The 26,378-nt window shown below is 42.8% G+C and carries 28 protein-coding genes; 11 read left to right on the top strand and 17 right to left on the bottom strand.

The window, feature by feature from the left end; translation table 11 throughout:
- Nucleotides 1–77: 77 nt before the first annotated feature.
- The 5 genes from HMPREF1154_RS06545 to HMPREF1154_RS06525 form a co-directional block, all read right to left on the bottom strand.
- On the bottom strand, nt 78–401 hold the full coding sequence (locus HMPREF1154_RS06545; protein ID WP_009641774.1) for a type II toxin-antitoxin system YafQ family toxin: 324 nt from the start codon (nt 399–401) through the stop codon (nt 78–80).
- Nucleotides 391–639: a hypothetical protein gene (locus tag HMPREF1154_RS06540; protein WP_009641783.1), complete on the bottom strand. Its 249-nt coding sequence runs from the start codon at nt 637–639 to the stop codon at nt 391–393. Before HMPREF1154_RS06540 ends, HMPREF1154_RS06545 begins: the two co-directional genes overlap by 11 nt.
- A gap of 144 nt (nt 640–783) precedes the next feature.
- A complete protein-coding gene (locus HMPREF1154_RS06535; protein ID WP_009641800.1) occupies nt 784–2,169 on the bottom strand; it encodes a dipeptidase in 1,386 nt (461 codons plus the stop codon).
- 120 nt (nt 2,170–2,289) lie between these two features.
- Nucleotides 2,290–3,816, bottom strand: a complete 1,527-nt coding sequence (gene guaA, locus HMPREF1154_RS06530; protein ID WP_009641786.1) for a glutamine-hydrolyzing GMP synthase — start codon at nt 3,814–3,816, stop codon at nt 2,290–2,292.
- 83 nt (nt 3,817–3,899) lie between these two features.
- Nucleotides 3,900–4,493: an outer membrane beta-barrel protein gene (locus HMPREF1154_RS06525; protein ID WP_009641829.1), complete on the bottom strand. Its 594-nt coding sequence runs from the start codon at nt 4,491–4,493 to the stop codon at nt 3,900–3,902.
- 130 nt (nt 4,494–4,623) lie between these two features.
- On the opposite strand from HMPREF1154_RS06525, the gene HMPREF1154_RS06520 reads away from it, so the two are divergent.
- Nucleotides 4,624–5,850 carry an MFS transporter gene (locus HMPREF1154_RS06520; RefSeq protein WP_009641777.1) on the top strand — a complete coding sequence of 409 codons (1,227 nt, stop codon included), beginning with the start codon at nt 4,624–4,626 and terminating at the stop codon, nt 5,848–5,850.
- A gap of 69 nt (nt 5,851–5,919) precedes the next feature.
- Here the strand turns inward: HMPREF1154_RS06520 and HMPREF1154_RS06515 are convergent, their stop codons facing one another.
- Nucleotides 5,920–8,847 carry a M16 family metallopeptidase gene (locus HMPREF1154_RS06515; protein ID WP_009641841.1) on the bottom strand — a complete coding sequence of 976 codons (2,928 nt, stop codon included), beginning with the start codon at nt 8,845–8,847 and terminating at the stop codon, nt 5,920–5,922.
- 428 nt (nt 8,848–9,275) lie between these two features.
- Between HMPREF1154_RS06515 and HMPREF1154_RS06510 the strand changes: the two genes are divergently transcribed.
- On the top strand, nt 9,276–10,112 hold the full coding sequence (locus HMPREF1154_RS06510; RefSeq protein ID WP_009641809.1) for an OmpA/MotB family protein: 837 nt from the start codon (nt 9,276–9,278) through the stop codon (nt 10,110–10,112).
- 69 nt (nt 10,113–10,181) lie between these two features.
- Here HMPREF1154_RS06510 and pepT read toward each other — a convergent pair whose 3' ends face one another.
- Together pepT and HMPREF1154_RS06500 are read right to left on the bottom strand one after the other, a co-directional pair.
- Entirely contained in the window at nt 10,182–11,423 is a 1,242-nt protein-coding gene (gene pepT / locus HMPREF1154_RS06505) for a peptidase T (RefSeq protein ID WP_009641804.1), read from the bottom strand.
- A 34-nt stretch (nt 11,424–11,457) separates the two neighbouring features.
- On the bottom strand, nt 11,458–11,838 hold the full coding sequence (locus tag HMPREF1154_RS06500; RefSeq protein WP_009641815.1) for a hypothetical protein: 381 nt from the start codon (nt 11,836–11,838) through the stop codon (nt 11,458–11,460).
- 248 nt (nt 11,839–12,086) lie between these two features.
- Between HMPREF1154_RS06500 and HMPREF1154_RS06495 the strand changes: the two genes are divergently transcribed.
- The 8 genes from HMPREF1154_RS06495 to HMPREF1154_RS06460 all read left to right on the top strand — a co-directional run bounded on the left by HMPREF1154_RS06495 (nt 12,087) and on the right by HMPREF1154_RS06460 (nt 17,728).
- On the top strand, nt 12,087–12,326 hold the full coding sequence (locus HMPREF1154_RS06495; RefSeq protein WP_034567034.1) for a hypothetical protein: 240 nt from the start codon (nt 12,087–12,089) through the stop codon (nt 12,324–12,326).
- A complete protein-coding gene (locus tag HMPREF1154_RS06490; RefSeq protein ID WP_009641835.1) occupies nt 12,293–12,700 on the top strand; it encodes a hypothetical protein in 408 nt (135 codons plus the stop codon). Before HMPREF1154_RS06495 ends, HMPREF1154_RS06490 begins: the two co-directional genes overlap by 34 nt.
- A gap of 83 nt (nt 12,701–12,783) precedes the next feature.
- Nucleotides 12,784–14,082: a tyrosine--tRNA ligase gene (tyrS, locus tag HMPREF1154_RS06485; protein WP_009641768.1), complete on the top strand. Its 1,299-nt coding sequence runs from the start codon at nt 12,784–12,786 to the stop codon at nt 14,080–14,082.
- Between the two features lie 33 nt (nt 14,083–14,115).
- Nucleotides 14,116–14,889, top strand: a complete 774-nt coding sequence (locus HMPREF1154_RS06480; RefSeq protein WP_009641840.1) for a threonine/serine exporter family protein — start codon at nt 14,116–14,118, stop codon at nt 14,887–14,889.
- Nucleotides 14,876–15,445 (top strand): threonine/serine exporter family protein, encoded by a 570-nt coding sequence (locus HMPREF1154_RS06475; RefSeq protein WP_009641827.1) that lies wholly within the window; start codon nt 14,876–14,878, stop codon nt 15,443–15,445. The genes HMPREF1154_RS06480 and HMPREF1154_RS06475 overlap by 14 nt, the downstream gene beginning before the upstream one ends.
- Nucleotides 15,446–15,554: 109 nt before the next feature.
- A complete protein-coding gene (locus HMPREF1154_RS06470; protein ID WP_009641772.1) occupies nt 15,555–15,983 on the top strand; it encodes a DUF3127 domain-containing protein in 429 nt (142 codons plus the stop codon).
- Nucleotides 15,984–16,013: 30 nt separating this feature from the next.
- A complete protein-coding gene (locus HMPREF1154_RS06465) occupies nt 16,014–17,213 on the top strand; it encodes an acetate/propionate family kinase (RefSeq protein ID WP_009641814.1) in 1,200 nt (399 codons plus the stop codon).
- A 20-nt stretch (nt 17,214–17,233) separates the two neighbouring features.
- Nucleotides 17,234–17,728, top strand: coding sequence for a DUF4878 domain-containing protein (locus HMPREF1154_RS06460; RefSeq protein WP_009641821.1), 495 nt, complete (start codon nt 17,234–17,236; stop codon nt 17,726–17,728).
- An 85-nt stretch (nt 17,729–17,813) separates the two neighbouring features.
- Here the strand turns inward: HMPREF1154_RS06460 and HMPREF1154_RS06455 are convergent, their stop codons facing one another.
- Nucleotides 17,814–18,467 carry a cell envelope integrity protein TolA gene (locus HMPREF1154_RS06455; protein ID WP_009641816.1) on the bottom strand — a complete coding sequence of 218 codons (654 nt, stop codon included), beginning with the start codon at nt 18,465–18,467 and terminating at the stop codon, nt 17,814–17,816.
- A gap of 185 nt (nt 18,468–18,652) precedes the next feature.
- Here HMPREF1154_RS06455 and rseP point away from each other — a divergent pair, with 185 nt between their 5' ends.
- Nucleotides 18,653–19,972, top strand: coding sequence for an RIP metalloprotease RseP (gene rseP, locus HMPREF1154_RS06450; protein WP_009641818.1), 1,320 nt, complete (start codon nt 18,653–18,655; stop codon nt 19,970–19,972).
- Here rseP and HMPREF1154_RS06445 read toward each other — a convergent pair.
- The 8 genes from HMPREF1154_RS06445 to HMPREF1154_RS06410 form a co-directional block, all read right to left on the bottom strand.
- Nucleotides 19,969–20,892, bottom strand: a complete 924-nt coding sequence (locus tag HMPREF1154_RS06445; RefSeq protein WP_009641812.1) for a DUF6427 family protein — start codon at nt 20,890–20,892, stop codon at nt 19,969–19,971. The genes rseP and HMPREF1154_RS06445 overlap by 4 nt on opposite strands.
- Nucleotides 20,893–21,288 carry a hypothetical protein gene (locus HMPREF1154_RS06440; RefSeq protein ID WP_232211980.1) on the bottom strand — a complete coding sequence of 132 codons (396 nt, stop codon included), beginning with the start codon at nt 21,286–21,288 and terminating at the stop codon, nt 20,893–20,895.
- Nucleotides 21,289–21,327: 39 nt separating this feature from the next.
- Nucleotides 21,328–21,882, bottom strand: a complete 555-nt coding sequence (gene gldD / locus HMPREF1154_RS06435) for a gliding motility lipoprotein GldD (RefSeq protein ID WP_009641820.1) — start codon at nt 21,880–21,882, stop codon at nt 21,328–21,330.
- The gene (gldE, locus tag HMPREF1154_RS06430; RefSeq protein ID WP_050999705.1) at nt 21,879–23,174 is read right to left on the bottom strand and encodes a gliding motility-associated protein GldE; all 1,296 of its coding nucleotides are present in this window, start codon (nt 23,172–23,174) and stop codon (nt 21,879–21,881) included. Before gldE ends, gldD begins: the two co-directional genes overlap by 4 nt.
- A gap of 51 nt (nt 23,175–23,225) precedes the next feature.
- Nucleotides 23,226–23,684, bottom strand: a complete 459-nt coding sequence (locus HMPREF1154_RS06425) for a single-stranded DNA-binding protein (RefSeq protein ID WP_034567030.1) — start codon at nt 23,682–23,684, stop codon at nt 23,226–23,228.
- A gap of 33 nt (nt 23,685–23,717) precedes the next feature.
- Nucleotides 23,718–24,758 (bottom strand): A/G-specific adenine glycosylase, encoded by a 1,041-nt coding sequence (gene mutY, locus HMPREF1154_RS06420; RefSeq protein ID WP_009641787.1) that lies wholly within the window; start codon nt 24,756–24,758, stop codon nt 23,718–23,720.
- Between the two features lie 2 nt (nt 24,759–24,760).
- A complete protein-coding gene (locus tag HMPREF1154_RS06415) occupies nt 24,761–25,420 on the bottom strand; it encodes a phosphatidylserine decarboxylase family protein (RefSeq protein ID WP_009641769.1) in 660 nt (219 codons plus the stop codon).
- A 100-nt stretch (nt 25,421–25,520) separates the two neighbouring features.
- On the bottom strand, nt 25,521–25,877 hold the full coding sequence (locus HMPREF1154_RS06410) for an SPOR domain-containing protein (protein ID WP_009641832.1): 357 nt from the start codon (nt 25,875–25,877) through the stop codon (nt 25,521–25,523).
- Between the last annotated feature and the right edge of the window lie 501 nt (nt 25,878–26,378).

Raw genomic sequence — 26,378 nt, 5'->3', positions numbered from 1 at the left:
GATTAGTGACAAATGACCAGTGAATAATCTTTGTGTGAGAATTAGTCACTGGTCACTGGTCACTGATTGTTAATATTTCATCTTTTTTTCTTGCCAAATAGTTCAGAATGAGAACCTAATCTCATCAAATATATTACTTTTTCTTCATCATTTTGTATCCATATCAGTAACAAATCTGACTCTATATGACACTCTAAACAACCATTGTATTGTCCTATTAACTGATGAGGTTTCATATAGGCAGGAACCCCTTCACTTCCTTTTGTCTGTAATATATCTATCAGAGATAGTAGCTTTTCTATTTTTAGAGGATTATTAGCCAGCTTCTTCTTGTCCTTTTTAAAAGAGGAAGTTACTGCTATTTCAAATAATATTGCTTCTTCCTTTTCTTCAGTCTTCATTATCAATGTCTTCAAATAGTTCTCTAGCGTTTTTATACCTTTTCAAGAGATGTCCTTTCTCCTTTACCTCCATAAAGGCCTGATGAGTTTCCTCGTTAGGAAGCGCTTTTTCTATAGGCAATTTCTTCGGAGAATCCTTTTTTAGTACCTTTGTCTTTATTTTAAATTTATCAAATAACGCCTGAAATATAGGCATATCTACCTCATTGATAAAAACTTCTAATGCAGTTGTATTCATAATATAATATTTTATTAGGAATTATAAGCCTCAAAAATCATACCAGTTTTAGTAAAAAACGAAGAGTGAAGAGTGAAAAACACACTTTTCACTTTTCACTCTTCACTCTTCACTTTTCACTCTTCACTCTTCACTTTTCACTCTTCACTTTTCACTTTTCACATAGTACTCATAGAAGTATGGAATAGTTTCTATGCCTTTGAAGAAGTTAAACAGACCGTAGTGTTCGTTGGGTGAGTGGATAAGGTCGGAATCCAAACCAAAGCCCATAAGGATAGACTTGGTGCCGAGTTCCTTCTCGAAGAGGGCTACAATCGGGATACTACCGCCTTCGGCTGCTGGGATAGGGGCCTTACCAAAGGTCTTTTCCATAGCTTTCTCTGCGGCCTTGTAGCCTTTATTCTCTATATCCATAGCATAAGCAGGGCCTCCGCTTAGGTCTTTTACCTTGACTGTTACCCCTTTAGGAGCGATCTGCTCAAAATATTGAGTAAATAGGCTTACCACTTCCTTGCTGTCTTGGTCTGGTACCAATCGCATGGATATCTTGGCATAGGCCTTGCTTGGGATAATGGTCTTCGCACCCTCGCCTGTGTAACCTCCCCAGATACCATTGACATCCAAGGCTGGACGAATAGTGGCACTCTCCAAAACAGAATACCCCTCTTCATGCTTGGCCTCGGCTATACCTAAGTCCTTGTTATAAGCCTCCAAAGAGAAAGGCGTTTGGGCAAACATGTGGCGTTCCTCTGGCAAGAGTTCCTTCACCTTATCATAGAAATGAGGGATTGTGATACGATTCTTCTCGTCATAGAGCTTAGCTATCATCTGGCTAAGTACTGTGACAGGATTCAGTACGGCTCCTCCATACACCCCGGAGTGTAGATCGCGGTTAGGGCCTGTCAGCTCTACTTCTACGTAGCTAAGTCCTCGCAATCTTAGGGTTACCGAAGGCACATCATTGGCGATGATACTGGTATCGGAGATAAGGATAATGTCGTTCTTGAGTTTTTCTCGGTTGGCATGTACAAATGCGCCAAGATTCTTAGAGCCTACTTCCTCTTCTCCCTCGATCATAAACTTCACATTGCAAGGAAGTTTGCCTTCCTTAACCATATATTCAAGTGCTTTTACGTGCATGAACATCTGTCCTTTGTCATCACAAGCACCACGAGCAAAAATCGCACCATCGGGGTGTGTTTCAGTCTTTTTGATTACAGGCTCGAAGGGGTCGGTATCCCACAATTCCAAAGGCACCGCAGGCTGTACATCATAGTGCCCATATACCAATACCGTAGGCAAGTTATCCCCTACGTGTTTTTCCCCATATACTACAGGGTTACCCTCGGTAGGGCAGATTTCTGCTTTGTCGCAACCTGCCTTCAGAAGAGATTCTTTTACCCACTGTGCAGTGGCCTCTATAGAAGATTTGTATGCTGAATCCGCACTAATGGAAGGCATACGCAATAGCTCGAACAACTCGCTTAGGAAGCGGTCTTTGTTCTGCTCAATGTAAGTTTTTATATCCACGTCTTTTTAATTGTTAATTATCAATTGTTAATTGTTATCTCCTGTGGTATTTAGTTGTTAGTTGTTAGTTGTTAGCCATCAGCAGTCATTGATAATTAACAATTAACAATTAACAATTATCTACTCCCACTCTATGGTTGCAGGCGGCTTGGAGCTGATGTCATACACCACGCGATTTACGCCTTTTACCTTATTAATAATCTCATTGGAGACCTTTTGCAGGAAGCTATAGGGCAAATGTACCCAGTCGGCCGTCATACCATCAGTACTTTCCACAGCTCGTAAGGCAACACACTTCTCATAAGTACGCTCGTCTCCCATTACGCCTACACTGTTGATAGGCAATAGAATCGCTCCTGCTTGCCATACTTTGTCATATAAGTTATTGTCCTTGAGAGCATTGATAAATATCGCATCTACCTCCTGAAGGGTTGCCACTTTCTCTGGGGTGATGTCACCTAAGATACGTATGGCCAAGCCTGGGCCTGGGAAAGGGTGTCGCCCCAGTAGCTCCGCTGGAATCCCCAAAGAGGCACCTACGCGGCGTACCTCGTCCTTGAAGAGGGTACGTAAAGGCTCTACGATCTTCAGCTTCATATAATCGGGCAAGCCTCCTACATTGTGGTGGCTCTTAATGGTGGCCGATGGCCCTTTGACAGAGACTGACTCTATCACATCGGGGTAAATAGTCCCTTGTGCCAAGTAGGTAACATCGGTGATTTGGTGGGCTTCCTTGTCAAATACTTCTATAAAGACACGCCCTATAGTCTTGCGCTTGACCTCTGGGTCTGTAACCCCAGCCAAAGCGGAAAGAAACTCCGCTGAAGCATCTACGCCTTTGATATTGAGTCCCATACCCTTGTATTGTTCCAAAACACTTTGAAACTCACCTTTGCGCAATAGTCCATTATTGACAAAGATACAATGCAGCTGGCTACCAATAGCTCTGTTTAGGAGCACAGCTGCCACGGTGGAATCTACTCCTCCCGAAAGGCCTAAGACCACTTTCTCCGCACCTATCTGCGCCTTGAGCGACGCCACAGTAGTCTCGATAAAGTTGTCCGCTGTCCAAGAGGGGGTAAGCCCCGCTATCTTGAAGAGGAAGTTGGCCAAGAACTGTTTACCGTCGGTGGAGTGATACACTTCGGGGTGGAACTGTATGGCGTAAGTTGGTTCACCCTCTATACGATAGGCCGCATTCTCCACATCGGGAGTGCTGGCTAGGCGTACCCCTCCGGTGGGTAGTGCTTTGATGGTATCACTATGGCTCATCCATACTTGGCTATTGGCAGGAATATCGGCTAAGAAAGGTTCGTTTTCCTTGAGATAAACCAAGTGTGCACGGCCGTACTCACGTACATCGGAAGGGGCTACTTCACCTCCAAAGAAGTGAGCTAAGTATTGCGCCCCATAGCAAACGGCCAAGATTGGTTTTTTGCCCCTAAAGAGCGACAAATCAAGGTGAGGGGCGTCGCTGGCACGCACCGAATAGGGCGAACCTGAAAGAATCACCGCCGAGAAGGTCTCTACCTCCTCAGGCAAATGATTGTAAGGGTGTATCTCACAATACACACTAAGCTCTCTCACCCTACGGGCAATAAGCTGTGTATATTGGGAACCAAAATCTAAAATAAGTACTTTATCCATTTACAAGCTTTGAGTTTTGAGTTTTGAGTTTTGAGTTTTGAGTTCCAAACTAACTAAAAACTAAGAACTCAAAACTCAAAACTTTAAAAATAGTATACCGCCCCCACTTGCAGCACCAAGTTATTGAGTTCTGTATTGAAGGGGGCACCTCCATAATAATCTGTATAGTTGTTGATCCCTCCCCTACCCGATTTGGCGCGCGCCTCAAGGCTTAGGAAAGAAAATATGGGCACTTCCACCCCTACGAGTCCTGCCACATCAAAGGTTCTGGGCGAAGGTACTTTGCTGTCTTTTTTGATTAAGAGGTCAGTGGTCAACCCCGCATCCAAATATAGGTGTTCAAAAAGGCGAAAATGAATGATATAGCCCAAGGAGAGATAGCCCGTGGTATAGCTCCCTGCATAGGCTGCCTCATAGGTTTCCCTATAGCGAGCTCCCTGTCCTGAATAGAGTAGTTCCAGTTTCCCACTGATATTGCGATCCGTAAGCACCGAAAGGGTCGCCCCTGCATAGAAGCTGGGTACATAGCTAAAATCCTCCCGCTGGTAGAAGAAGCCACGAGAAAAGGTGGCTAAGGATAAGCCCGCTTTGGCACCTATCCGCACATTGCTCTCCCGCTCCTGACCCCATAGATACAGAGAACACAAACATAAAAAAGACAAAATCACCTGCCTCATAGCAAACTCTTATAAGTGGCAAAGATAGCAATATTATGTGACAAATAAAAATAGTTTATAAAAAATCTTTTCAGTAAGAGAGAAGAAAGTCAGATAATTCGTATTTTTGCATCTTCAAAATTATATCTGCATGGAAACCAAGCAAACCACCAACTATCTGATCATCATACTCATCTCCCTCTCCCATGGTCTGAACGACCTATTACAAGGTATCTTGCCCTCTATCTATCCTGCTCTGAAACAAGAGTTTGCCCTTTCTATGGCGCAGGTGGGACTGATTACCTTCTGCTATCAGGTGTCTGCCTCCATTTTGCAACCCTTGGTGGGGGCTTATACGGATAAGCACCCCAAGCCTTATGCCCAGGTGGTAGGTATGGCCTTCAGTGCCTTAGGCATTGGGCTACTCTCATGGGTGAATAGCTATGCACTGGTGCTGCTCTCGGTGATTTTTGTGGGGATAGGCTCCTCTATCTTTCATCCTGAGGCTTCGCGTATTGCCTTCTTAGCCTCTGGAGGCAAGCGGTCTTTCACCCAAGCGGTCTTCCAGCTGGGCGGCAATGCAGGTACGGCCTTGGCACCTCTTCTGGTGATTATAGTTGTCTTTACCAAGAAAATAGTAGAAGGCCAGCTAGTGGAAGAGAGTCATTTGGAACGTCTGTTATGGTTTGTCCTCTTCCCTGCCCTTGCTATTGTGATCCTACTTTTTATAGGCGCTTGGCGCGAAAAGCTCCTCAAGCAAGCGCAGACACTCAAAAAGCGAGAGATTCCCCTACCCGACCTTACCCATGCACAAGTGCGCAACTCGGTGATCATCCTCATGTTCCTTGTTTTCTCCAAGAACTTCTATACCGCAGGCATCAGTAATTACTTCCAGTTCTATACCATCAAGACCTTTGGATTTACCAATGCCGAGGCACAGCTCTACCTCTTTTATTACCTAGGGGCAGCGGCAGCAGGCACGCTTATTGGCGGCTTTTTCGGAGACAGAGTAGGCAGGAAGTTTATCATTTGGTTTTCTATCTTAGGAGCCGCACCTTTTGCCCTATGGCTCCCCTATGCCGATGCCAAAACGACAGCGGTTTTAGTAGTGCTCATTGGCTTTATCATCTCCTCTGCCTTTGCTTCTATTTTGGTCTATGCCCAAGAGCTGCTGCCTAAGAAGATCGGTATGATTTCGGGTGTTTTCTACGGATTTGCCTTTGGTATGGCTGGCTTAGGCTCCGCTGTATTAGGCAAACTCATTGATATGACCAGTATTACCTTCGTCTATAAGGTCTGTTCCTTCCTCCCCCTTATGGGACTGACCGCCTATTTCTTACCTAACCTAAGGAAAGTAAAAACAAAATTAAGTGAATAACGAAAAGTGAAGAGTGAAAAGCGAACGGATAACGTCACTTTTCACTCTTCACTTTTCACTCTTCACTTCTTAGAATCCAAACAGTTCCTCAAGGCTTACTTTCTTGAACTCACCTATTTTTTGGAGTTCTGCTTGAGGGAGTTTCTTCTCAGAGGCTAAGATAACATAGGTATAAGGCTTCTTAGAGAGGTATTTGTCATGGAAAGCCTGTATATCCTTGAAGGTGATCTTATCTACATTCTGATAAACTGACTTTCTGATATCTTCCTTAAGCCCTAATTGCTGTGCATTCAAATAGCTATAGATGATATCATCTTGCGTAATACGCTCGGTCTGTATATCCTTTCTAAGTTGTTCTTTGGCCAATTCGAAGTTGGCAGGTAGCTCTGGCATAGTGGTAAGTAGCTCATTCATAGCTGCCACTGCTTCCTGGAACTTATCAGCCTGTGCTCCTACATAGGATAGCATATAGTACTTATCCTCTTTCTTTGTTGGGATTTTGTAAAAACCATAAGTACTGTAAGCCAAGGCTTTACTTTCACGAATGGTTTGGAATACCAAAGATCCCATACTACCGCCAAAATAGTTATTGAATACCCTGATAGTAGTAGTTTCTGCTGGGTTGTAAGTATCTGTATTTCTAACCCAACGAGTTTCGGCCTGTACCATTTCGTAATCGGTAAAGAGTACTGTGTTCTTAGTCTGTGTCTCTTGCTTAAACTGCTGTGCTTGAGGCACTTTAGCAAACTTAGCTGGTACCTTGTGGAGCTTGCCGAGCTGCTTGGTTAGCTCAGAGATAGAGGCAGGACCGTAATAGATAATAGTTTGCTCTACATCGTTGAGTTTCTTAAGTCTATCTACCAACTCAGCTGCAGAAGTAGCTTCCAACTCAGCATTAGAAAGAGCATGGTTGTACTTGTTCTTTGGCCCATAGAGCGCATAGCTGGTCAGTGCCTGCATGATTTGGTTTCGGTTGGCCTTTACATCTGTACGATACTTAGCTATACGTGCCTTAAGTGATTTAAGCGCTTCTTCGTCCAATTTGACATGGCTTACCAAGTCTTCATAAAGGGCTACTGCAGCGGCAAAATTCTCCTGCAAGCCTTCTATATTTACATAAGTATAGTCCTCACCTGTAGATACCCTAAAGCTAGAGGCTATTTTGTAGAACTCTTTAGAGATTTGCTCTGCTGATTTCTTATCGGTTCCTAAGAACTGGATATACTGAGCGGCTAAGCCCATTTTCAAATCGTTGAGCGTTCCTATTTTGTAACGGAAACTCAATCGGAAAAGGTCATTGTCCTTGTTCTGTACAGCGAGTACTTCAGCCTTGCCCAATTTAGATTTCTGTATATCCTTATTGTAATCCAAGAAGAGAGGCTCCACAGGAGTGCTTGGCATATCGTTAATCATCTTCACAAAAGCCGATTGCTTGTCAGCATTGGTCTCCACTGGGGTAATAGCAGGTTTTTCTATCTTCTCTACATTGGTACGTTCTCCTTTTTTCTTATAGACAGCCACATAGTTGTCTCCTAAGTATTTGTTAGCAAAAGCTACCACATCGGCTTTAGTAATCTTCTGAACATCATTTACATAAGCCACTTGGTCTCTCCAGTCTATCTTTCCTGTGAAGGCTTGCATCAATAGGTTAGCACGTCCTCCATAGGTTTCTGCCTCTTGGATGGCATCCTTCTTGAAGTTATTTACGATAGAGGGCAATAGGTCATCGTCAAAATTTCCTTTCTTAAGATTATCTATTTCATTGACAATCAATTTTCTCACCTCATCCAAAGACTGTCCTTGGGAAGGTGATGCCGAGATATAGAGCAAGCCATAATCTACCAATAGGTAAGGGAAAGCACCTGCACGCAAGAGTTTTTGTTTTTTAACCAAATTTAGGTCAATAAGTCCAGCTTTGCCATTGGTAAGGATAGAACCAATAAGGTTAGCCAAAAGAGCGTCCTTCTCTTGTGTACTTGGCAAGCGATAGGCCATGGTAACACTCTCTGCATCAGGGCCTACTACTTCCTTAATGATAGGAGCGGTGATAGGGTCTTCCTTCTCAAAGGTGTACTTGGGCACTTCCTTGTATTTCATATAAGAGAAAGCCTTGTCTATCTTAGCAATAGCAGTATCAGGATTGAAATCACCAGAGAGAATCACCGCCATATTATTAGGCACATAATAAGTATTGAAGTACTTGCGAATCTCCTTGAGCGAAGGGTTCTTGAGGTGTTCTACTGTACCTATAGTGGTCTGCTGACCATAGTTATGTTTCTTGAACAAATTAGACAAAAGGGTTTCAAATACCAAGCTACCATCACTGTCCAAGGAGCGGTTTTTCTCTTCGTACACTGCCTCCAATTCTGTATGGAAGAGACGTAGTACAGGGTTACGGAAACGCTCTGCTTGTACCGCTATATACTTATCCAAGGCATTGGCAGGGACATCATCCGTATAAACTGTTTGTTCAAAAGAGGTAAAGGCATTCGTGCCTTGTGCTCCCATAGCCGAGAGCATTTTGTCGTACTCATTGGCAATAGCATACTTACTAGCAATACCTGAGACCCTATCTATCTCCTTGTAGATTTCCTTGCGCTGGGCAGGATCTTTGGTTTGGTTGTACTTCTCATATAGGGCATCGATCTTTTCTAGCTCTACTTTTTCCTTGTCCCAGTCCAAAGAACCATACTTATCAGTTCCCTTAAAGAGCAAATGCTCTAGGTAGTGCGCCAGCCCTGTGTTGGTAGCAGGGTCAGTCTTGCTTCCTGCTCTTACGGCCACATAACACTGAATACGCGGTTCCTTATTAGTAGGGCTAAGAATCACCGTAAGTCCATTCTTTAGCGTATAGAACCTTGCATTGGTTGGGTCATTGGTTACATACTTATAGGTGTAACCTGCACTTTCTGCTTCCTTCCACTGATAGTTTTGTCCAAAAGCTGACAAGGAAGAGGCAATTGCAGAAATGCCTAAAAATAAATTCCTTTTCAACATAGTAAAATCATTTAGACCACAAAATTAATAAATTTTCCGCAATCTACCAAATGAATTTTTCGTTTTTAGTTCCCCTGCTAGCACAGACCTGTGTAGGAGCGAATGGCAATTCGCCCTCACATGTTAATGGCAATTCCCTTTGCTGGCGCGAGCTTGCAGCTCGTGTCTACCCTTTGCTGGTGAGAGCTTGCAGCTCGTGCCTACAATAAAGTAGAGCCTTTGGCTCCTTATGAGAGAGCTACAAGCGCTACAATGATAAGCACGAGCTACAAGCTCGCGCTAGCGGGGGCAAACAGTTCACATACTCCGCTTTGGCGGACTTTACCCCTACAACACCTGAGTTTTAACTTTTAAATATCCTTTCATAAGGGATAATTTTAACGAAGAAATCGTACTTTTGCCCCATAAAATACTTAAAAATTTCACGTATGAAAAAATTTGTACTTATTTTATTAGGCGGATTGGCTTTGACCTCTTGTGTCTCCAACAAGAAATTCCGAGCCTTACAAGACCAGCTCAAGAGCACTGAGGACTTGCTCAATACCGCTACTGTAAAGCTCAACAGCTGCTTAAAAGACCGAGAGCTTCTGCAATCCAACAACGAACTGCTTCGCAAGAACAATGAGGGATTGCTTACCAACCTTGGCAATATGACCATGCTTACTCAAAAAGGAGCCGATAACCTCGAACGCTCCTTGGAAAGTATCAAGGAAAAAGACCTCACTATCAAGAACTTGCGTGATGCTGTTACCCGTCGTGACTCTATCAATCTAGCCCTTGTACAGAGCCTTAAAGGGGTATTAGGCAACTTGGACGATGAGGATATCACTGTACAGGTGGACAAAGGTGTGGTATATGTCTCTATCTCCGACAAAATGCTCTTTAGCAGTGGTAGCTACAACGTAACCCCTCGTGCCCGTGAAGTACTTGGTAAAGTAGCTAAAGTTGTCAATAACAAGCCTGATTTTGAGTTCATGGTAGAGGGACACACCGACAATGTGCCTATCAAGAATACTTGTATCAAGAACAACTGGGACTTGAGCGTGCTAAGGGCTACTGCCGTAGTGAATATCCTCCAAAACGATTTTGGGGTATCTCCTTCGCGTATGACTGCCGCTGGACGTGGAGAATATGTACCTGTTACCTCCAACTCAACTCCTGAAGGACGTGCTATCAACCGCCGGACCCGTATTGTGGTATTGCCTAAGCTCGACCAATTCTACAATATGATCGAACAAGGTATGAAAGACCCGAAAATAAACTAAAAAATAAAAATAAAAAGTAAAAGGTAAAAAGTGACAAACCACTTTTTACCTTTTACTTTTTTCTCCTTATTACTTTTTACCTTTATCAGCTGTTATTTCCGCAATTTTGACAATCACATCTACCGCCTTGAGTAGGCTCGGTACTGGCAGATATTCGTACTTACCGTGAAAATTAACCCCTCCTGCAAAGATGTTGGGACAAGGCAAGCCTTTGAAGCTAAGTTGTGCTCCATCGGTACCTCCACGAATGGCTTGTACTACAGGAGTAATACCCAATTCCTTCATTGCCTGCTCGGCTATCTCTACGATATGAATCACAGGCTCTATCTTCTCACGCATGTTGTAGTATTGGTCTTCCACCTCTAACTCAAAGACAGCATCTTTGTGGAGCTTTTGTAAGTCTTTTACTACTGTGTGTAGCAACTCCTTACGTGCATTGAACTTATTGCGGTCATGGTCACGGATAATCATATTGATATACACATCTTCCACATCTCCCTTGATGTTCATCACATGGAAAAAGCCCTCACGGCCTTCGGTACGTTCTGGAATTTCATTCTCTGGAAGTGCTTCTATCAGCTCGCTGGCAATAAGAATGGCATTGACCATACGCCCCTTGGCTGTGCCTGGGTGTACGCCCTTACCTTTGATATGTATCTTAGCCCCAGCAGCATTGAAGCTCTCATACTCCAACTCCCCTATATGGCTACCGTCCATAGTATAAGCCCACTGAGCACCAAACTTCTCTACATCAAACTTATGCGGTCCCTTACCTATCTCCTCATCAGGAGTGAAGGCAATACGGATTTTCCCATGCTGTACCTCAGGGTGTTGCAAAAGGTACTCCATAGCCGATACGATTTCCGCTACCCCCGCCTTGTCATCGGCTCCTAAGAGTGAAAGCCCATCGGTGGTGATGATCGTCTGCCCTACATATTTCTTCAGATCAGAGAAGTAAGAGGAAGATAGCACAATGTTCTCCTTCTCATTGAGCACTATATCTCCCCCATCATAGTTATGTACAAACTGAGGATTTACATTCGCCCCAGAAAAGTCAGGCGATGTATCATAGTGTGCAATAAAGCCTATGGTAGGCACCTCATGCGACACATTGGAGGGAAGTGTAGCCATAATATAGCCATACTCATCTACACTGACCTCTGAAAGGCCTATTTCCTTTAGCTCATCCACCAAAAGGTGAATAATATCCCATTGTTTTTGAGTACTTGGAGTAGTGGTACTCTCAGGATCGGATTGCGAATCCACTTTTACATAGCGGATAAAGCGATCTATAATTTTTTTCTCTTGCATGTGTAAAAATTTAACAAAAACTCTTTATTTAAAACTAATTCTCTTCTTCCCATTGAGCAAGTGGAATAATTGTCCCTTCTATAGGATCTTCTATACGAATATCACTCCTATCTTGCTTATTTACATAGAGCAGATGATAGGTTTCGTAACGCTCATTCCCATTATAACCTATCCTTACCACATAGTACTTTTGCCCATGCTCTATAGTCTCCTCTGGCTCTACCATAACAGAGACTCCTTTTTGCCCCTTGGTCGCTTCATTGATTTGTTTATTAGCTCTTTGGGTGATAGGCAAGGCCAGTACCAAATCTACTACCTCATCTTCGCTAAGGAGCTTTTCTGTGGTATCCCCTATAGCGGCATTAGGTGTTTCTTTTTGAGACTCCTGTACCTTGGCAGCAGTAGCCTCCTCCACAGCCGATTTTGGTTAGTTTTGGCAAGATGTCAGCGATAGTCCTACCAACAAGAGCATGCACAAAACTTGCCTAGAGGTAGAAGAAGTAATAAATTGTGTTTTCATAGGATTATGTGTTTATATCACGCAAAAATACGAATTTTCTCTATGAGTTACAAACAATCTTAGTGTTTTTTTTCTCTCTTTTTTCATTGCTATCTTAGTTTTATTTCTTACCTTTGCAAAGCAAAAACTAACAACTAAAAAATATGAATATCATCAATATACTACTAAGTACAATCAGTGGGAATACTGCACACTTGGTAACTTCTTCCTCCTATTATCAGGAAATTGCTAAGGAAATAGAAAACTTAGAGATTCCCACTTTTGCCGATGACAGAAAAGCTCTTGTTTCAGACAGAGCTATTATTACTAATGACTTTAAAGAGAGTTTTAAGAAATACAAAGACAATCAATGGCAAAACAACAGAAAAAGCAACAAGTTGTAAAAAATCAACAAGGACAAGGACTCCTAATTGAAGAGGTTTTAGATGACAATCTACTTCCTGATGCGACTGAAATAGAAAAACTCCATAGAATAGACAACAACATATTGGAATGGCTTAAACAGACTGCTGAAAAAGAACAAGAATTCCGACATCAAGCCTTTGCTAAGAAATTAAAAATCGCAGAAGACACTGAAAGAGGAATAAGACAGATTAGCAAATTAGGTATTATCTTTTCCTTTATTATCGTTGTTTTAGGAATGTTTTTCTCTGGATTTCTCATATACATAGGACAAACTGTTATAGGAACTATTTTTGCAGGAGGAATTATCTTATCCATTGTATCTGCTTTTCTAAGAAAAGTAAATGCCAAGTAATATTGTTTATTCATATCCCTTTGCAAAGCAAAAATTAGTCTCTAACAACTAACCACTAATTACTTAACAACTAAAGAAAGAAAATGAAAAATTTCGTAGAAGAATTACGTTGGCGTGGTATGATTCAGGACATCATGCCTGAGACCGAACAGCACCTTATGGAAGGCCTTCGTGCCGCTTATGTAGGGATAGACCCTACTGCGGACTCATTACATATAGGACACTTGGTGGGAGTAATGATGCTCCGCCATTTCCAAAACTGCGGCCATAAGCCTTATGCATTGGTGGGTGGGGCTACAGGTATGATAGGTGACCCCTCTGGCAAATCTGCTGAAAGAAACCTCCTTACCGAAGAGGCCTTGGCTCACAATATACAGGGTATCAAAAAACAATTGGCCAAATTCCTTGATTTTGAAAGTACCGCCTCCAATCGTGCCGAACTGGTTAATAACTACGACTGGATGAAGGGCTTTTCTTTTCTCTCCTTTATTCGTGATATTGGCAAGCATATCACTGTGAATTATATGATGGCTAAAGATTCGGTAAAAAAACGCTTTGACCCCAATGAGAATACCGAGGGTATGTCCTTCACCGAATTCTCTTACCAACTGCTACAAGGCTATGACTTTCTGCATCTCTACCAAGAAAAAAATGTAACCCTACAGATGGGAGGCTCCGACCAATGGGGCAATATCACCACTGGTACCGAACTGATTCGCCGCAAAGTAGGTGGAAAAGCCTTTGCCCTTACTTGTCCTCTGATCACCAAAGCCGATGGTACTAAGTTTGGCAAATCCGAAGGAGGCAACGTATGGCTAGACCCTGAAAAGACTTCTCCTTACAAATTCTACCAATATTGGATCAACACTTCCGATGCTGATGCCGAGCGCTATATCAAGATCTTTACCATGCTCCCTAAGGAGGAGATAGAAAGCCTTATCGCTGCTCACCGCGAGGCTCCCCACCTAAGAATTCTACAGAGTAAATTGGCCGAAGAACTGACCCTCTTAGTGCATGGACAACAGGAATGGGAAAAGGCCGTACAAGCCTCCCAAATTCTCTTTGGCAACTCTACCTCTGAAGATCTCAAAAAGCTCGATGCTAAGACCTTCCTTGAGGTATTTGACGGGGTACCACAAGCGGAAATTTCCTTAGCCGACCTCAAGGGGGGTCTTGACCTTATCGGGGCGCTTTCTGCTAAAACAGGTTTTATCAAGAGTAACTCCGAAGCGCGCCGTGCCATAGGCGAGAACTCTATTTCAGTGAATAAGGAGAAGGTAGCTGACGGCCATCTCCTTGGAGAAAAAGACCTGCTCAATGAGCGTTTCATCCTCTTGCAACGTGGAAAGAAAAACTATTTCTTGATTATAGTAAATAAGTAATACTAAAGATAATTAGAACTAATCTGTATAATCATGAGAACAATAGAACGGGTGGCACAGCTCTTGGCCGAAATCAACTTTGTCCTCATCACAGGGGGTGCTAATACACGTAGGGTGCTGAGAAACACCACCCGCATAGCCGAGGCCTTGAACTATCACTGCGATATTTTTTACTCGTATTCGGCTATTATCATCACCGTCTATGACAATGCTACCAAAGAAAAAGAGACCATCGTTAAGAGTATTCCTTATCATGGGGTCAATTTCAATGCAATCTCAGACATCAGTATCCTCTCTTGGCGGGTCTTAGAAAGGAAACCTCCTATAGAGGTGATAGAGCGGGAAGTGGCTTATATCAAGCAAAAGTCCCACTACAATATGTACCTGATGTGGTTCTTTGTCTCCTTGGCGGGGGGCTCTCTGGCGTATATATTCGGGGGGGATAACCACAATAGTTACCTTGAGATGGGCATCTCTTTCTTGGCGACTCTAACAGGGCTTACTGGCCGGCGCTTATTGCAACTGAGAAAGTTCAATGTTTTTATCTGCTGGGCGTGGGCGGCTTTTGTTTCGGTCAGTGTAGTGAATGCCTTTCGCCTTATGGGAGTGGAAGAATACAAGAACGCCTTGGCCGCTTGCGTGCTGTGGCTTATCCCAGGGGTGCCCCTTATCAATGGTTTTATAGATATGCTCACAGGTTATATGGTATCAGGCATGGCCAAGCTTGCCTATGCCTTGGGACTTATCTTTATGATTTCTATAGGTTTCTATCTCTCTTTATTTATCTTTGGTTATGAACTTCTTTGATGCTTTTGTACTATTGGCCGAACGTATATTTTGGTCTATGTGGGTATCGGTGGGCTTTGCCTTATTGTTCAATACCCCTCGTAGGGCACTCTGGGCTACAGCACTACTGGGTGCAGTAGGCTGGAGTATTAAGTTCTTGCTTATCAAGACCATTATCCCAGACCAAGTGGTGATTGCTTCCTTCGTAGGTGCCTGCTTGGTAGGCTTTTTAGGCATGTATTTTGCCCATAGAGTACATACCCCACCTATGGTATTTACCATTCCTGCGGTGATTAACATGATTCCAGGCAAGTCAGGCTACGAGTTCATGATGGGACTGATCAAAATGGTTACCATCACCCATGAGCACGACCGCTCCTTGGAGACTATTTTTGAAACCCTAAAGCTGGGTCTACAGACAGGCTTTATCACCTTAGGCCTTGCCTTTGGAGTAATTGCCCCTGTGCTGCTGCTAAACACTTATACCATTAAGGACAAGGATTTGAATAAGTTTATTGTCAAGAAATTCAAGCGTATCAAAAAGCGTATCAAAAGGGAAGAAGCCCCTGTTGAATAGCGTTTGATAAATATTTTTGGACAAAACCCCTACTTATTCCACTTTTTTTATTACCTTTGTCGCATATTTACTTTTTTTATCTCTGATTTTTAAAATAACATCATAACACATGGAATTACAAGGACGCATAAAAGTGATTACTCCTGTGCAAACCTTTGGAGCTAATGGCTTTCAAAAGAGAGAGCTTATTATTGTTACTGAAGAACAATATCCACAGACCATCTCTATTGATTTCACCCAAGGCAACTGCGAGTTGCTCAATGGCTATCAAATAGGGCAAGTGGTCAAAGTTACCTTTGATATTCGTGGGCGCGAATGGACTAACCCTCAGGGAGAGGTAAAGTATTTTAACTCCCTAGTGGCTTGGCGTATTGTCAATGTAGATACTGCTGCACAAGCTGCCCCTACACAAGGACAAGTACCTCCCCCACAACCTATACCTGCGCCTGCACCTCAGCCAGCCACTACTTTTGCCCCTAAGGCTCCTGCACCTGCGCCTCAAGGAAATGATTTAAATGATGATGACCTTCCTTTCTAATACAACAACTGATTAATTAACATAAAACCAATGAAAGTACTTATTATCAACGGCGGTAGCTCTTCTTTCAAATACCAACTTATCGAAATGGACACCGAAACGGTATTAGCTAAAGGGCTTGCCGAACGTATTGGCTTAGAACAAAGTAAAATTACACACGAATACTGGGAAAAAGGAGAAAAGCATAAGATCAGCAAAGAAACACACTTCCCTACCCATGAAGAAGCCTTCAAAGTAATTGCTCAGTATCTTACCGATAAAGAATTCGGGGTGATCAAATCCACTAGCGAGGTAAAATACATCGGTCACAGAGTGGTACACGGGGGTAAATTCACCGCACCTGTACGAGTAACTCCTGAGGTGATTGAAGAACTTCGCAAAGTGATTCCTTTGGCTCCCTTGCACAACCCTGCTAGTATCATCGGTATAGAAGCCGCTCAGAAGATATTCCCTAAGGAAACAGAGCACTTCACTGTATTTGACACCGCCTTTCACCAAACCATGCCTGAAAAGGCGTTCCGCTACGCCATTCCTAACCACTACTATACAGAAGACAAAATCCGTGTATATGGGTTCCATGGCATCAGCCACAAGTATGTAGATGCGCGTACACGTCGCCACTTTAACAACCCTAAGATGAGAAACATCACCCTTCACCTTGGTAATGGAGCAAGTATGGCTGCTGTGAACGAAGAAGGCCACTGTATAGATACCTCTATGGGATTCGGCCCTGGTGACGGACTTATCATGGGTACCCGTGCGGGAAATATAGATAGTACTGTGATCTTTTTCCTTGGCGAAAAAGGACTCTCTACCCAAGAGATTTCTAAGATTGTCAATAGCGAAAGTGGTATGAAAGGCCTTATCGGTAGCCCTGACGCACGTGATCTCGAAACGCTTGTCAATCAAGGAGATCCAAAAGGAAAGCTCTGCTTGGATATGTATGCTTACCGTATCAAAAAATTCATCGGTGCTTATGTTATGGCACTCGGAGGCTTGGATTCACTTATCTTCACCGCTGGAGTGGGTGAAAACTCTGCTATGATCCGCGAGGCTGTATGCGAAGGCTTAGAGTATTTCGGTATCAAAGTGGATAAAGAGAAAAACGTAAAACTCAATCACCCAAGCGATATTGTAGAAATAGAAGCTGCCGATAGCAAAGTGAAAATTGTAGTAGTAGCTACCAATGAGGAAATCCAAATCGCTCGCGATGTCCTCTCTCTTGTATAACCCTTTAATCCCTTATAAACATGAGAAAAATTCTTTTAACATTTTCGCTTCTCTTAGGGCTTTTCTTGGTCTCTTGTTCAAGTAACAACCCTAAAGCAGTGGCCGGGAAATTCCTAAAAGCAGTCAACAAACTTGATTTTAAAGAAGCAAAGAAATATTGTGACAAGGACACTCAGGATCTCCTCTCCCTTATGGAAAGCTTTTCCAAAGGTGAGGAAGCTGATAAAGCAAAAGCCAATGCCCATGATGACGATTTTATTATTACCAAAGTAGAGGAAAATGGTGACAAGGCAAAGGTATATTACAAAACAAAGGAATCTGAGAAAGAGACTTCGCTTGATCTAAAGAAGGTAGATGGCAAATGGCTTGTCTCTATCGACAAAGAACAAGGAGGCAAAGAGCAAGGCGGTGGTATGCATGACCATGATGAAGATGAGACAAATATCCCTGAAGAGGACGACACTACTCCTGACGATGCACCTGAAGCTCAAGATAGTATTCCTGCTGCACAATAGAACTTAAAAACATGTACTAAAAAAGGTTGCCCACTTCAGGCAACCTTTTAGTTTTTAGTGATTATTAGTCACTTGTCATTAGTCACTAATTAAGTCTTTGTACTTCTATCTCTAAGTCATTTACTTTAGATTGAGCGTCGATGAGTTTAGACTTTGTTTTCAATAGTTTAGTACGTAGCTTTAACTCTTTTTCAGCGGAGAGCTTACCTTTTGCTGATTGCTCTTTTATTTTTAAGTCTTGCTTGTCGTACTCAGCTTGTACTTTGCTAACCTTTAATTTCGCCTTAGCGAGCTTGTCTTGTGCTTTCTGTTTTTTCTCTGCACGTTTTTGTTGCTCTTTTGCAGCCTTTTCTGCTGCTTTCTGTTCTTTTTCTTTGGCTTTTTGCTCTCTTTCAGCTTGTTTTCTTTGCTCTTTTGCAGCCTTTTCAGCTTCTTTTTGCTGTCTTTCTTTGAGCTTTTGCTCTTTTTCAGCTTGTTTTCTTTGCTCTTTTGCTGCTTTTTCAGCTTCTTTTAGTTGTTTTTCTTTGAGCTTTTGCTCTTTCTCAGCTTGTTTTTGCTGTGCTTTTGCAACCTTTTCTGCTTCCTTTTGAGCTTCTAATTGTTGTTTTTCTGCGTCTGCTTTTGCTTTAAGATCTTCTAATCTTTGTTCGTTAGTTGTATCCAATTTTAGAGTGTCCAAAGACTGTGCAGAGGCAAAAGAACCTACTGCCAAAAATAATAATAATGTAATTTTCTTCATCATATTAATCTTTAAATTTTCGGGACAAAAGTACAAAGTTTATTTGTTAATGATTAATCGCGAATTGTTAATTAACAAGAATTTGATTGATTTATCAATTTTCTAATTAGCTCATTGACTCATTGTCAAATTATTTTGCTAATTAGCTAATTAATTCCTATTTTTGCAGCCTAAAAATAATACTAATGGAAGCATTTTTTATTCGTGCAGGTCAGCTACTGTTATGTTTATCTATCTTAGTGATTCTCCACGAGTTAGGGCACTTCATACCCGCCAAATTATTTAAAACAAGGGTAGAGAAGTTCTTCTTGTTCTTTGATGTCAAGTTTGCCTTATTTAAGAAGAAAATAGGGGAAACAGTCTATGGTATCGGTTGGTTACCCTTAGGAGGCTATGTGAAGATAGCTGGCATGATTGACGAGAGTATGGATAAGGAACAAATGGCGCAACCCGCCCAGCCTTGGGAGTTCCGTAGCAAACCCGCATGGCAACGCTTGATTATTATGATCGGTGGGGTTACGGTGAACCTTATCTTGGGTATCCTTCTCTACGCCATGATCTTCAGCGTATGGGGCAAAGACGAAATCCGCCCTTCCGATGTACCCAATGGGTATGAAGTAAGCCAAACTATGAAGTCCTATGGCTTCTCGGATGGGGATATTCCCCTAAAAGTTAATGGGAAAGACCTTACCAACACTTTCGCTATCAATCGTATGATCCTCACCCGCCATATAGAGAACATCACCGTACAGAAAGCCGATGGCTCCGTGCAGACCATTGCAGTACCTGATAGTCTCGGCATGCAGGTTTTCCACTCCGATAAGGTGCCTTTGCCCTTCATAAAGCGCCGTACGACCGAGATTGATAGTGTTCTGGTAAACTCTCCTGCAAGCAAAGCAGGACTTGAAAAGGGCGACCATATCGTGATGATCAATGGGCTGAAAATTGCCTTCTTTGACCAGCTCAAGCCGCTTATCAAGGAAGGAGAGAACACCTTGCAAATCCTTCGTGGTAGCCAGCTCAAAGACCTTACCATCACACCTAAAGAGGGAATCTTAGGGGTTATAGCCACACAATACTATGACAACAAAACAACCCATGTGGATTACTCCTTCTTCTCCTCTATCTCCGAGGGGATTAGCTATGGTTACTGGACACTACATGATTATGCCGTACAGTTCAAGTATATCTTCACCAAGAAAGGCGCTAACCAAGTAGGGGGCTTTGCTTCCATGGCCAAGATGTTTGACATCTCTTGGGATTGGCAACGCTTCTGGGAGAGTACAGCGCTGATTTCTATTATATTGGCATTCATGAACATACTCCCTATCCCTGCCCTTGATGGGGGGCATATTGTTTTCCTCATTTATGAGATGATTACAGGCAGAAAGCCCAGCGAAAAGGTCTTGGAATATGCCCAAATGGTAGGCTTCTTTATCCTTTTGGCCTTACTACTCTATGCCAATGGTAACGATATCTACCGGTGGATTACAGGCGGTCATTAGAGCAAATAAGGGCGGCCTATCATAACAGCGGCCACTTGTAATAAGACAAAGAACCACAACAAGGATTCTCTAAGCCAAGGTCGCCTAAGGCCTTCTATGAGCATCATAGCCGAAAGTGCTGTAGGAAAGGTAAAATAAAGCCATCCTACAGCATTTTTGTTTTCATATAGCACTACCCCTACGATACCTACCAAAACTAAACTGATAAAGAAAGTGGCATAATAGCGCTTATAGGTCTTCTTCAGTAGCCATGAGGTAAAAAAGAGATTGAACAAAAGAATCCCTAAGAGTGGTACATATTTGTATTGTAAAAATGAAAAAACATCAAAGGTAGGTAGGTAATAAAAACGTAAAAACAACTCATTTTGCCAGCCCAAAAGAAGTGCTGCTGCCAAAAGAATGACAAAAAGCATCGCAAAAACAACCAAAGGAATCAGAAAATTACGAAACTTCTTCCCTCCAGAGGTAAGTATCTGTATCCAAAGTAGCAATAAGGCCAACAAGGACGGCAAAAAGAACAAACTGGCTAAGAAAATCAGTACCGAAATATCAAAAAAAGCCTGTCTGCCATCCGCAATACTATGTGACTGCATAATTTGGAGAATAACCAGTAGAATACAGGTGTTGGCCAGCATAACCATACTATCCTTATACAGTTCTGGGAAAAGCATACTCAGAGCTAACCAAAAAAACAAGACTAAGAGATTGCCCTCACTGAGTTGGTTTTTTCTAATTATAAAGCTTATAGTAGAGGTATTAACCAAAAGCAGCAAGCACATCAGTAGGGTTTCTGCTATGGAAAATGGTGTTATAGGTAGCTCCAGCAGCAGATACCTATAGAGTATCATCTGCAAGACACCCAGCCCATAGAGCAGAAAAAAATGGCTGTTTTTGTTGGTTTGGAGAAAGTTATAAAGCATCTAATTGGATATTATTAAGACATCGCCTTGCTTTTCCACTTGATAGTTAAGCATAGGATAAGTACTCGCTCCTGACTGAGGTTGGCCATTGAGCAGGTTATACTTCACCCCCGTACAGGGACAGCGCATGAAGGTATGGTCGCTCTCAAGAGTCATTTGACTACAAGCAGAAAGCACTTGCGAGGGACAAGCCCTATCCCAAGCCATATACTGCTCACCTATATGGGCTACCACGATCCCCCTAAGTCCTACATTATCAACCAAAACCGCACTCCTCCCCGGAAGACGAAGCTTGATATACTCTGGCAGGCGCATATTCAGCCAACAGCTGAATCTGGCTTCTTGCAAAAAGGGATTCCGCTGATAGTGCTCTCGCTGGCAACTACATAGTTGCATGACTATGACAAATATGAATAATGCTTTTCTATACATCTCTTATTTCCAATGAGTGGTTTCCATAATACGGCGTATATCCTTCTTCAAATACATCGCTGCCGGGTAGATAGAGTCATAGTTGGGACGCACCCTAAAGTAGATAGAGCCTGTGAGAAAGTGCCGCGTGCTATCGGTAATATAGAATTGGGATTGCGAGGCCGCATTGCCATCTACTTCATAGAACATGCCATACACCTTGTCTTTGGTATTTAGGTAAGGTTGCTCCACTATATTGGTAGCCTTGATTGTATGCTCATAGGTAAGGTTCTGAGCATCCTTGAGCAGCTTTACAAGGTTGTCCTTCACGGGCTTATAGGTAATATATATAGTGGCTCGCATGGCGGGATAGTCCAGATTAAGACTATACCTCTGCTTGGTGCTTACTTTGGCATAGGTGTTTTTCTCAAACGAAAAAGGCGTTTCCCCCTTGAGGGTATCATACTGTGCCTCTGGATAATCCAAACGCAGAAAGGCCTTGGGTTTAGGCTGTAAATCACCTCCACAGGCTACCAAAAGCAGCCCTATACAACAACTCATTAGTAATTTGATCCTCATTTGATGGTTACTTTTAGCTGTTTGATTCGTTTTTTATCTATATCCTCTATGGTAAAGGTGTAGTTTTCAAAGGGTATTACCTGTTTTTTCTCTGGGAAAGCCTCAATAAGCTCCAAGAGGAAGCCTGCTAAGGTCTCACTTTCCCCTCGTATCTTCTCAAAATGCTCCTCTACATCCTCTGGTACGGCAAGTACGCGGTAGAAATCCTTTAGGGAAGTCTTGCCGTCAAAAAGGAAGTTATTCTCGTCCAACTTGGTATAGAAGGCATCTTCTGCATCGTACTCATCGCTGATTTCCCCTACGATCTCCTCTATGACATCTTCAAGGGTTACCACGCCTAGAGTGCCTCCATACTCATCTACCACTATGGCTAAGTGGATTTTCTTCTGTTGAAATTCTGCCAAGAGGTCATCGAGCTTCTTGTTATCAGGCACGAAAAAGGCCTTGCGCTTGATTCGCTTCCAGTCAAAATCCTTTTCATTGAGATAAGGCAAGAGGTCTTTGGCGTAAATAATCCCTGTGATATTATCTATATTATCCTGATATACAGGTACTCTGGAATAACCATTTTCTTGGATAAAAGCCAATACTTCTGGGTAAGTCATTGTCTCATCTATAGCCGAGATATCTATACGAGGGTGCATGACGGCTCGTATATCGGTATTACCAAAGGAAACAATGCCTGAGAGAATTTTATGCTCCTCACGAGTGGTGTCCTCCTGCGAGGTAAGCTCCAGTGCTTGAGAGAGTTGCCCTACCGAAATAGAAGAACTCTTGCGGAGCTTATTATTGACAAACGAGGTAAAGAGGGTCATAATAGCACTCACTGGGGTCAAGCATAGATCCATAACCTTAATAATGGGGGCTACGTGTCGGGCAAAGATAAGATTATTGCGACTAGCGTATATCTTAGGCAAGATTTCCCCGCAAAGAAGTATGACAAAAGTAAGGATACCTACCTCAAAGATCGCCCTTACCCACTCGTTCATACCTCCAAAAAGGAAATCTCCCAAGGGGTCAAAGACCAAAACGATAGACAAATTGACCAAGTTATTGGCTATAAGCAAAGTAGCCAATAGTTTCTGTGGTCGTTTGAGTAGTTGTACTATGAGTGAACTACTGTCCTGCTGCTCTTCATCTTCCACCTCGGTCGAAGACAGCGAAAACAAAGCTGTTTCTGATCCCGATATAAGGGCAGAACAAGCTAAAAGTAGTATAAAAATAAGCGCTCTGATGAGCAAATCCACCGTAGAGGGGGTTAATGATTGGAGTATCGACGATTCTGTGTCCAAAATTAAATGTTTCGTTATACAATAAGGACTTCACGAGTGTCCTTTTCTCTTTTAGAAGGGTACATCGCCCACTTGTGAGGAGGTATCCGTCAGTTTTTCAGGCGTTTCAGCTGCCTTTTGAGGGGTGCTAACTGTTCCTTGAGTTGTAGCTGTTCCCTCTTGCGGGGTATTTCTCTTAGAAGAAAGAAAGCTGGTATCCTGCGCTACCACCTCTGTCACATAGCGCGTAGAGCCGTCCTGTGCCTGATATTGTCGGGTACGCAATCTCCCCTCTACATAGATCAAGTCCCCTTTCTTGGCATATTTTTCTACACGTTCGGCCAACTTGTTATATAGCACTATATTATGCCATTGGGTGTTTTCCACCTTCTGCTGGGTAGCCTTATCAGTATAGGACTCATCGGTAGCCAAAGATACCTGCCCCACACAGCTATCCTTCTCAAAGTAAGTGAGTTTTACATCACTTCCTAAGCGACCGATCAGCATGACTTTATTTAAAGTTCCGTTCATTTTACAATAATTAATAGTATTAACCATTGACAATCAACAATTATCAATGTATTTTTGTATCACTACAGGCATTGGGTACTGTTTCAAGTCCACAAAAGGGATTCCCTCTGTAAGATTTTCAGCCAAGGTTATATGCCAAAACGACACATGCAAATGCTGATGGGTGAGCTTGTGCATATAGGTTTGCTTGGGGTAGGCAATAGTCGCTGCTTGGGGGTACTTCTCTTTGAGCAAAGCCCAAACTTCCTCCTGTGATAGAGCGGTCTGAGTTTCCACCAATGGAAATTCATAAAGTCCGTGCCATATATCTCCCTCTCCGCGCCTTTGCACTCGTGTATATCCGCGTGTATCGGAGAGTACACAATAGTGAAAATAGCGTTGGCGTATCTTCACCTTGGGTAGCTTTACAGGTAGCTGCTCCACCTTGCCTCTGTGGTAGGCTAGGCACTTGGCTTGCATCACACAGCTCATACAATCAGGCGATTGTGGCTTGCACTGGAGAGCGCCAAACTCCATTATCGCTTGGTTGTACTCCCCTGCCCGCTCTTTGTCTAACAGCTGGTAGGCTAGCTCCCTAAAGTACTTTACCCCTTCAGTGGTATTGATAGGTGTTTCTATATCAAAAATACGACTTAGCACCCTATATACATTGCCATCTACCACAGCCTTGGCTTCATTATAGCAGATAGAGGCTACAGCACTGGCAGTATAGTCACCTACTCCCTTGAGTGCAAGCAAGCCCTCATAGGTAGTTGGGAATACGCCCCCAAGCTCTCGCATGATATACTGGGCTGCCTGTTGTAGATTCCTTGCTCTCGAATAGTAGCCCAAGCCTTGCCATACCTTAAGAACCTGCTCTTCAGGGGCATTGGCCAAATCGGCAACAGTAGGAAACTGTTCAACAAAGTTCAGGTAATATGGTAGCCCTTGACTGACCCTAGTCTGTTGCAAGATGATCTCAGAAAGCCACACATAATAAGGGTTCGGCTCTCCACGCCATGGCAAATCTCGCTTATGGGCAGTATACCAACGACAGAGAATCTGTGAGAAATCGGCAAATGGTGCTTCTTCCAAGGCTATACCTCTGCTATAATGTCTATGGCTCCCTTCACTTTCTGCCCAAGGGTAACCTTCACCTTAGCCGACAGCGGCAGATAGATATCCACACGTGAGCCAAACTTGATAAAGCCTGCATCTGCGCCTTGTACAGCCATATCGCCTTCCTTGGCATAGTTGACAATGCGTTTGGCCAAGGCGCCCGCTATTTGTCGGTAGAGTACTTTTCCAAACTGCTCATTTTCAATCACCACTGTGGTACGTTCATTCTCTTCGGAGGCCTTAGGGTGCCATGCCACCAAGTACTTCCCTGGGTGATATTTGCTATAGACCACTCGCCCACTCATAGGATAGCGGGTAACATGTACATTCAGGGGCGACATGAACACCGAGATCATTCGGCGCTTGTCCTTAAAGTACTCATTCTCTTCTACTTCCTCTATGACCACCACCTTCCCATCTACCGAGGAAAGGATATGATTAGGGTTCACAGACGCCTGACGCTTTGGATTCCTAAAGAACTGTAGGATAAGAATAAAAAAGACCAAAACCACCAGCATAAGGGCGATTCTAAGCCATTCTATTAGAACAAACTGGTCTATAAGTATGAAAAGTAACGCCACTATAATGGTACTTACCAATATAATCTTCGCTCCTTCTCTATGGGCTTTGTAAAACATTTTTATTAATGATTAAATGATTAATGGTTAATGATTAAATGATTAATGATTAATGATTAATGGCATTATTGCTGGCATTAATCATTATTGGCATTAATCATTAGTAAGGTGCTATCACAAATGCTGCTGGATACATATTTTTGACCTTAGTAAGGGCTTTTTCCGCTTCCAAACGGGTACGGAATTGCCCCATACGCACCTTGTAGTTAGGGGTTTCAAAGGCCAAAAAACATGGATAAGAGTACTTTCCAGAGGCACGCTTGATCTCCTCATTTGCCTCGTTGATAGTGCCGTTATATATCTGGATTTGGTAGGTTTTTTCCTGTTGACCAAATTCTTTTTTGACCTCCATAAGGTCTTTAATCTGCTGGCTTTGATTGATTTTCATCTGTTGCCCTACGGCATACTGCCCAAAAAGGAGTAGGCCTATAGTTGCTATAAAACAAGTCCTTTTCATTAACTAAGATTTTTAGGGGCAAATATACAACTTTTTTCTCAAACACCCTCTTTACATTTTTCTATTTTTTTTCAACTGCTGAGCTCTGGCTGCTGACCTCTGCCTACTGTTAAATACTTAACACCATTTTTTATTGTATAAATTCTTACTTCTCACTATGCGTTTTCTTGACTTCCCAACCGAAATGTTGTAATTTTACAGCGTTATTCAGTGGTCAGACGTCTGATGTCAGTAATCAGCCATTAGTCGCAATAGACTGAAAACTGACCACTAACGTCTGACCACGGATCCTCCCTTTGCTGGCGCGAGCTTGCAGCTCGTGCCTATTATGATTAGAGCCTTTGGCTCTTTATAAAGAAACTACAAATGCCAATCAATAGTAAAAAATGATTGTATAGTCCAATTCATTAAGACGCAATAAATTGCGTCTCTACGGATGACTACGCTCATCAGGAGTTGTCTTAGCCAGCGTTAGGGTAGAGACGCAATTTATTGCGTCTT

Source organism: Capnocytophaga sp. CM59 (assembly GCF_000293175.1).
In the GTDB taxonomy this organism is placed as follows: domain Bacteria; phylum Bacteroidota; class Bacteroidia; order Flavobacteriales; family Flavobacteriaceae; genus Capnocytophaga; species Capnocytophaga granulosa.
Note: the sequence above shows the minus strand (reverse complement) of the source record. Positions and strands in the feature narration are given on the sequence as shown.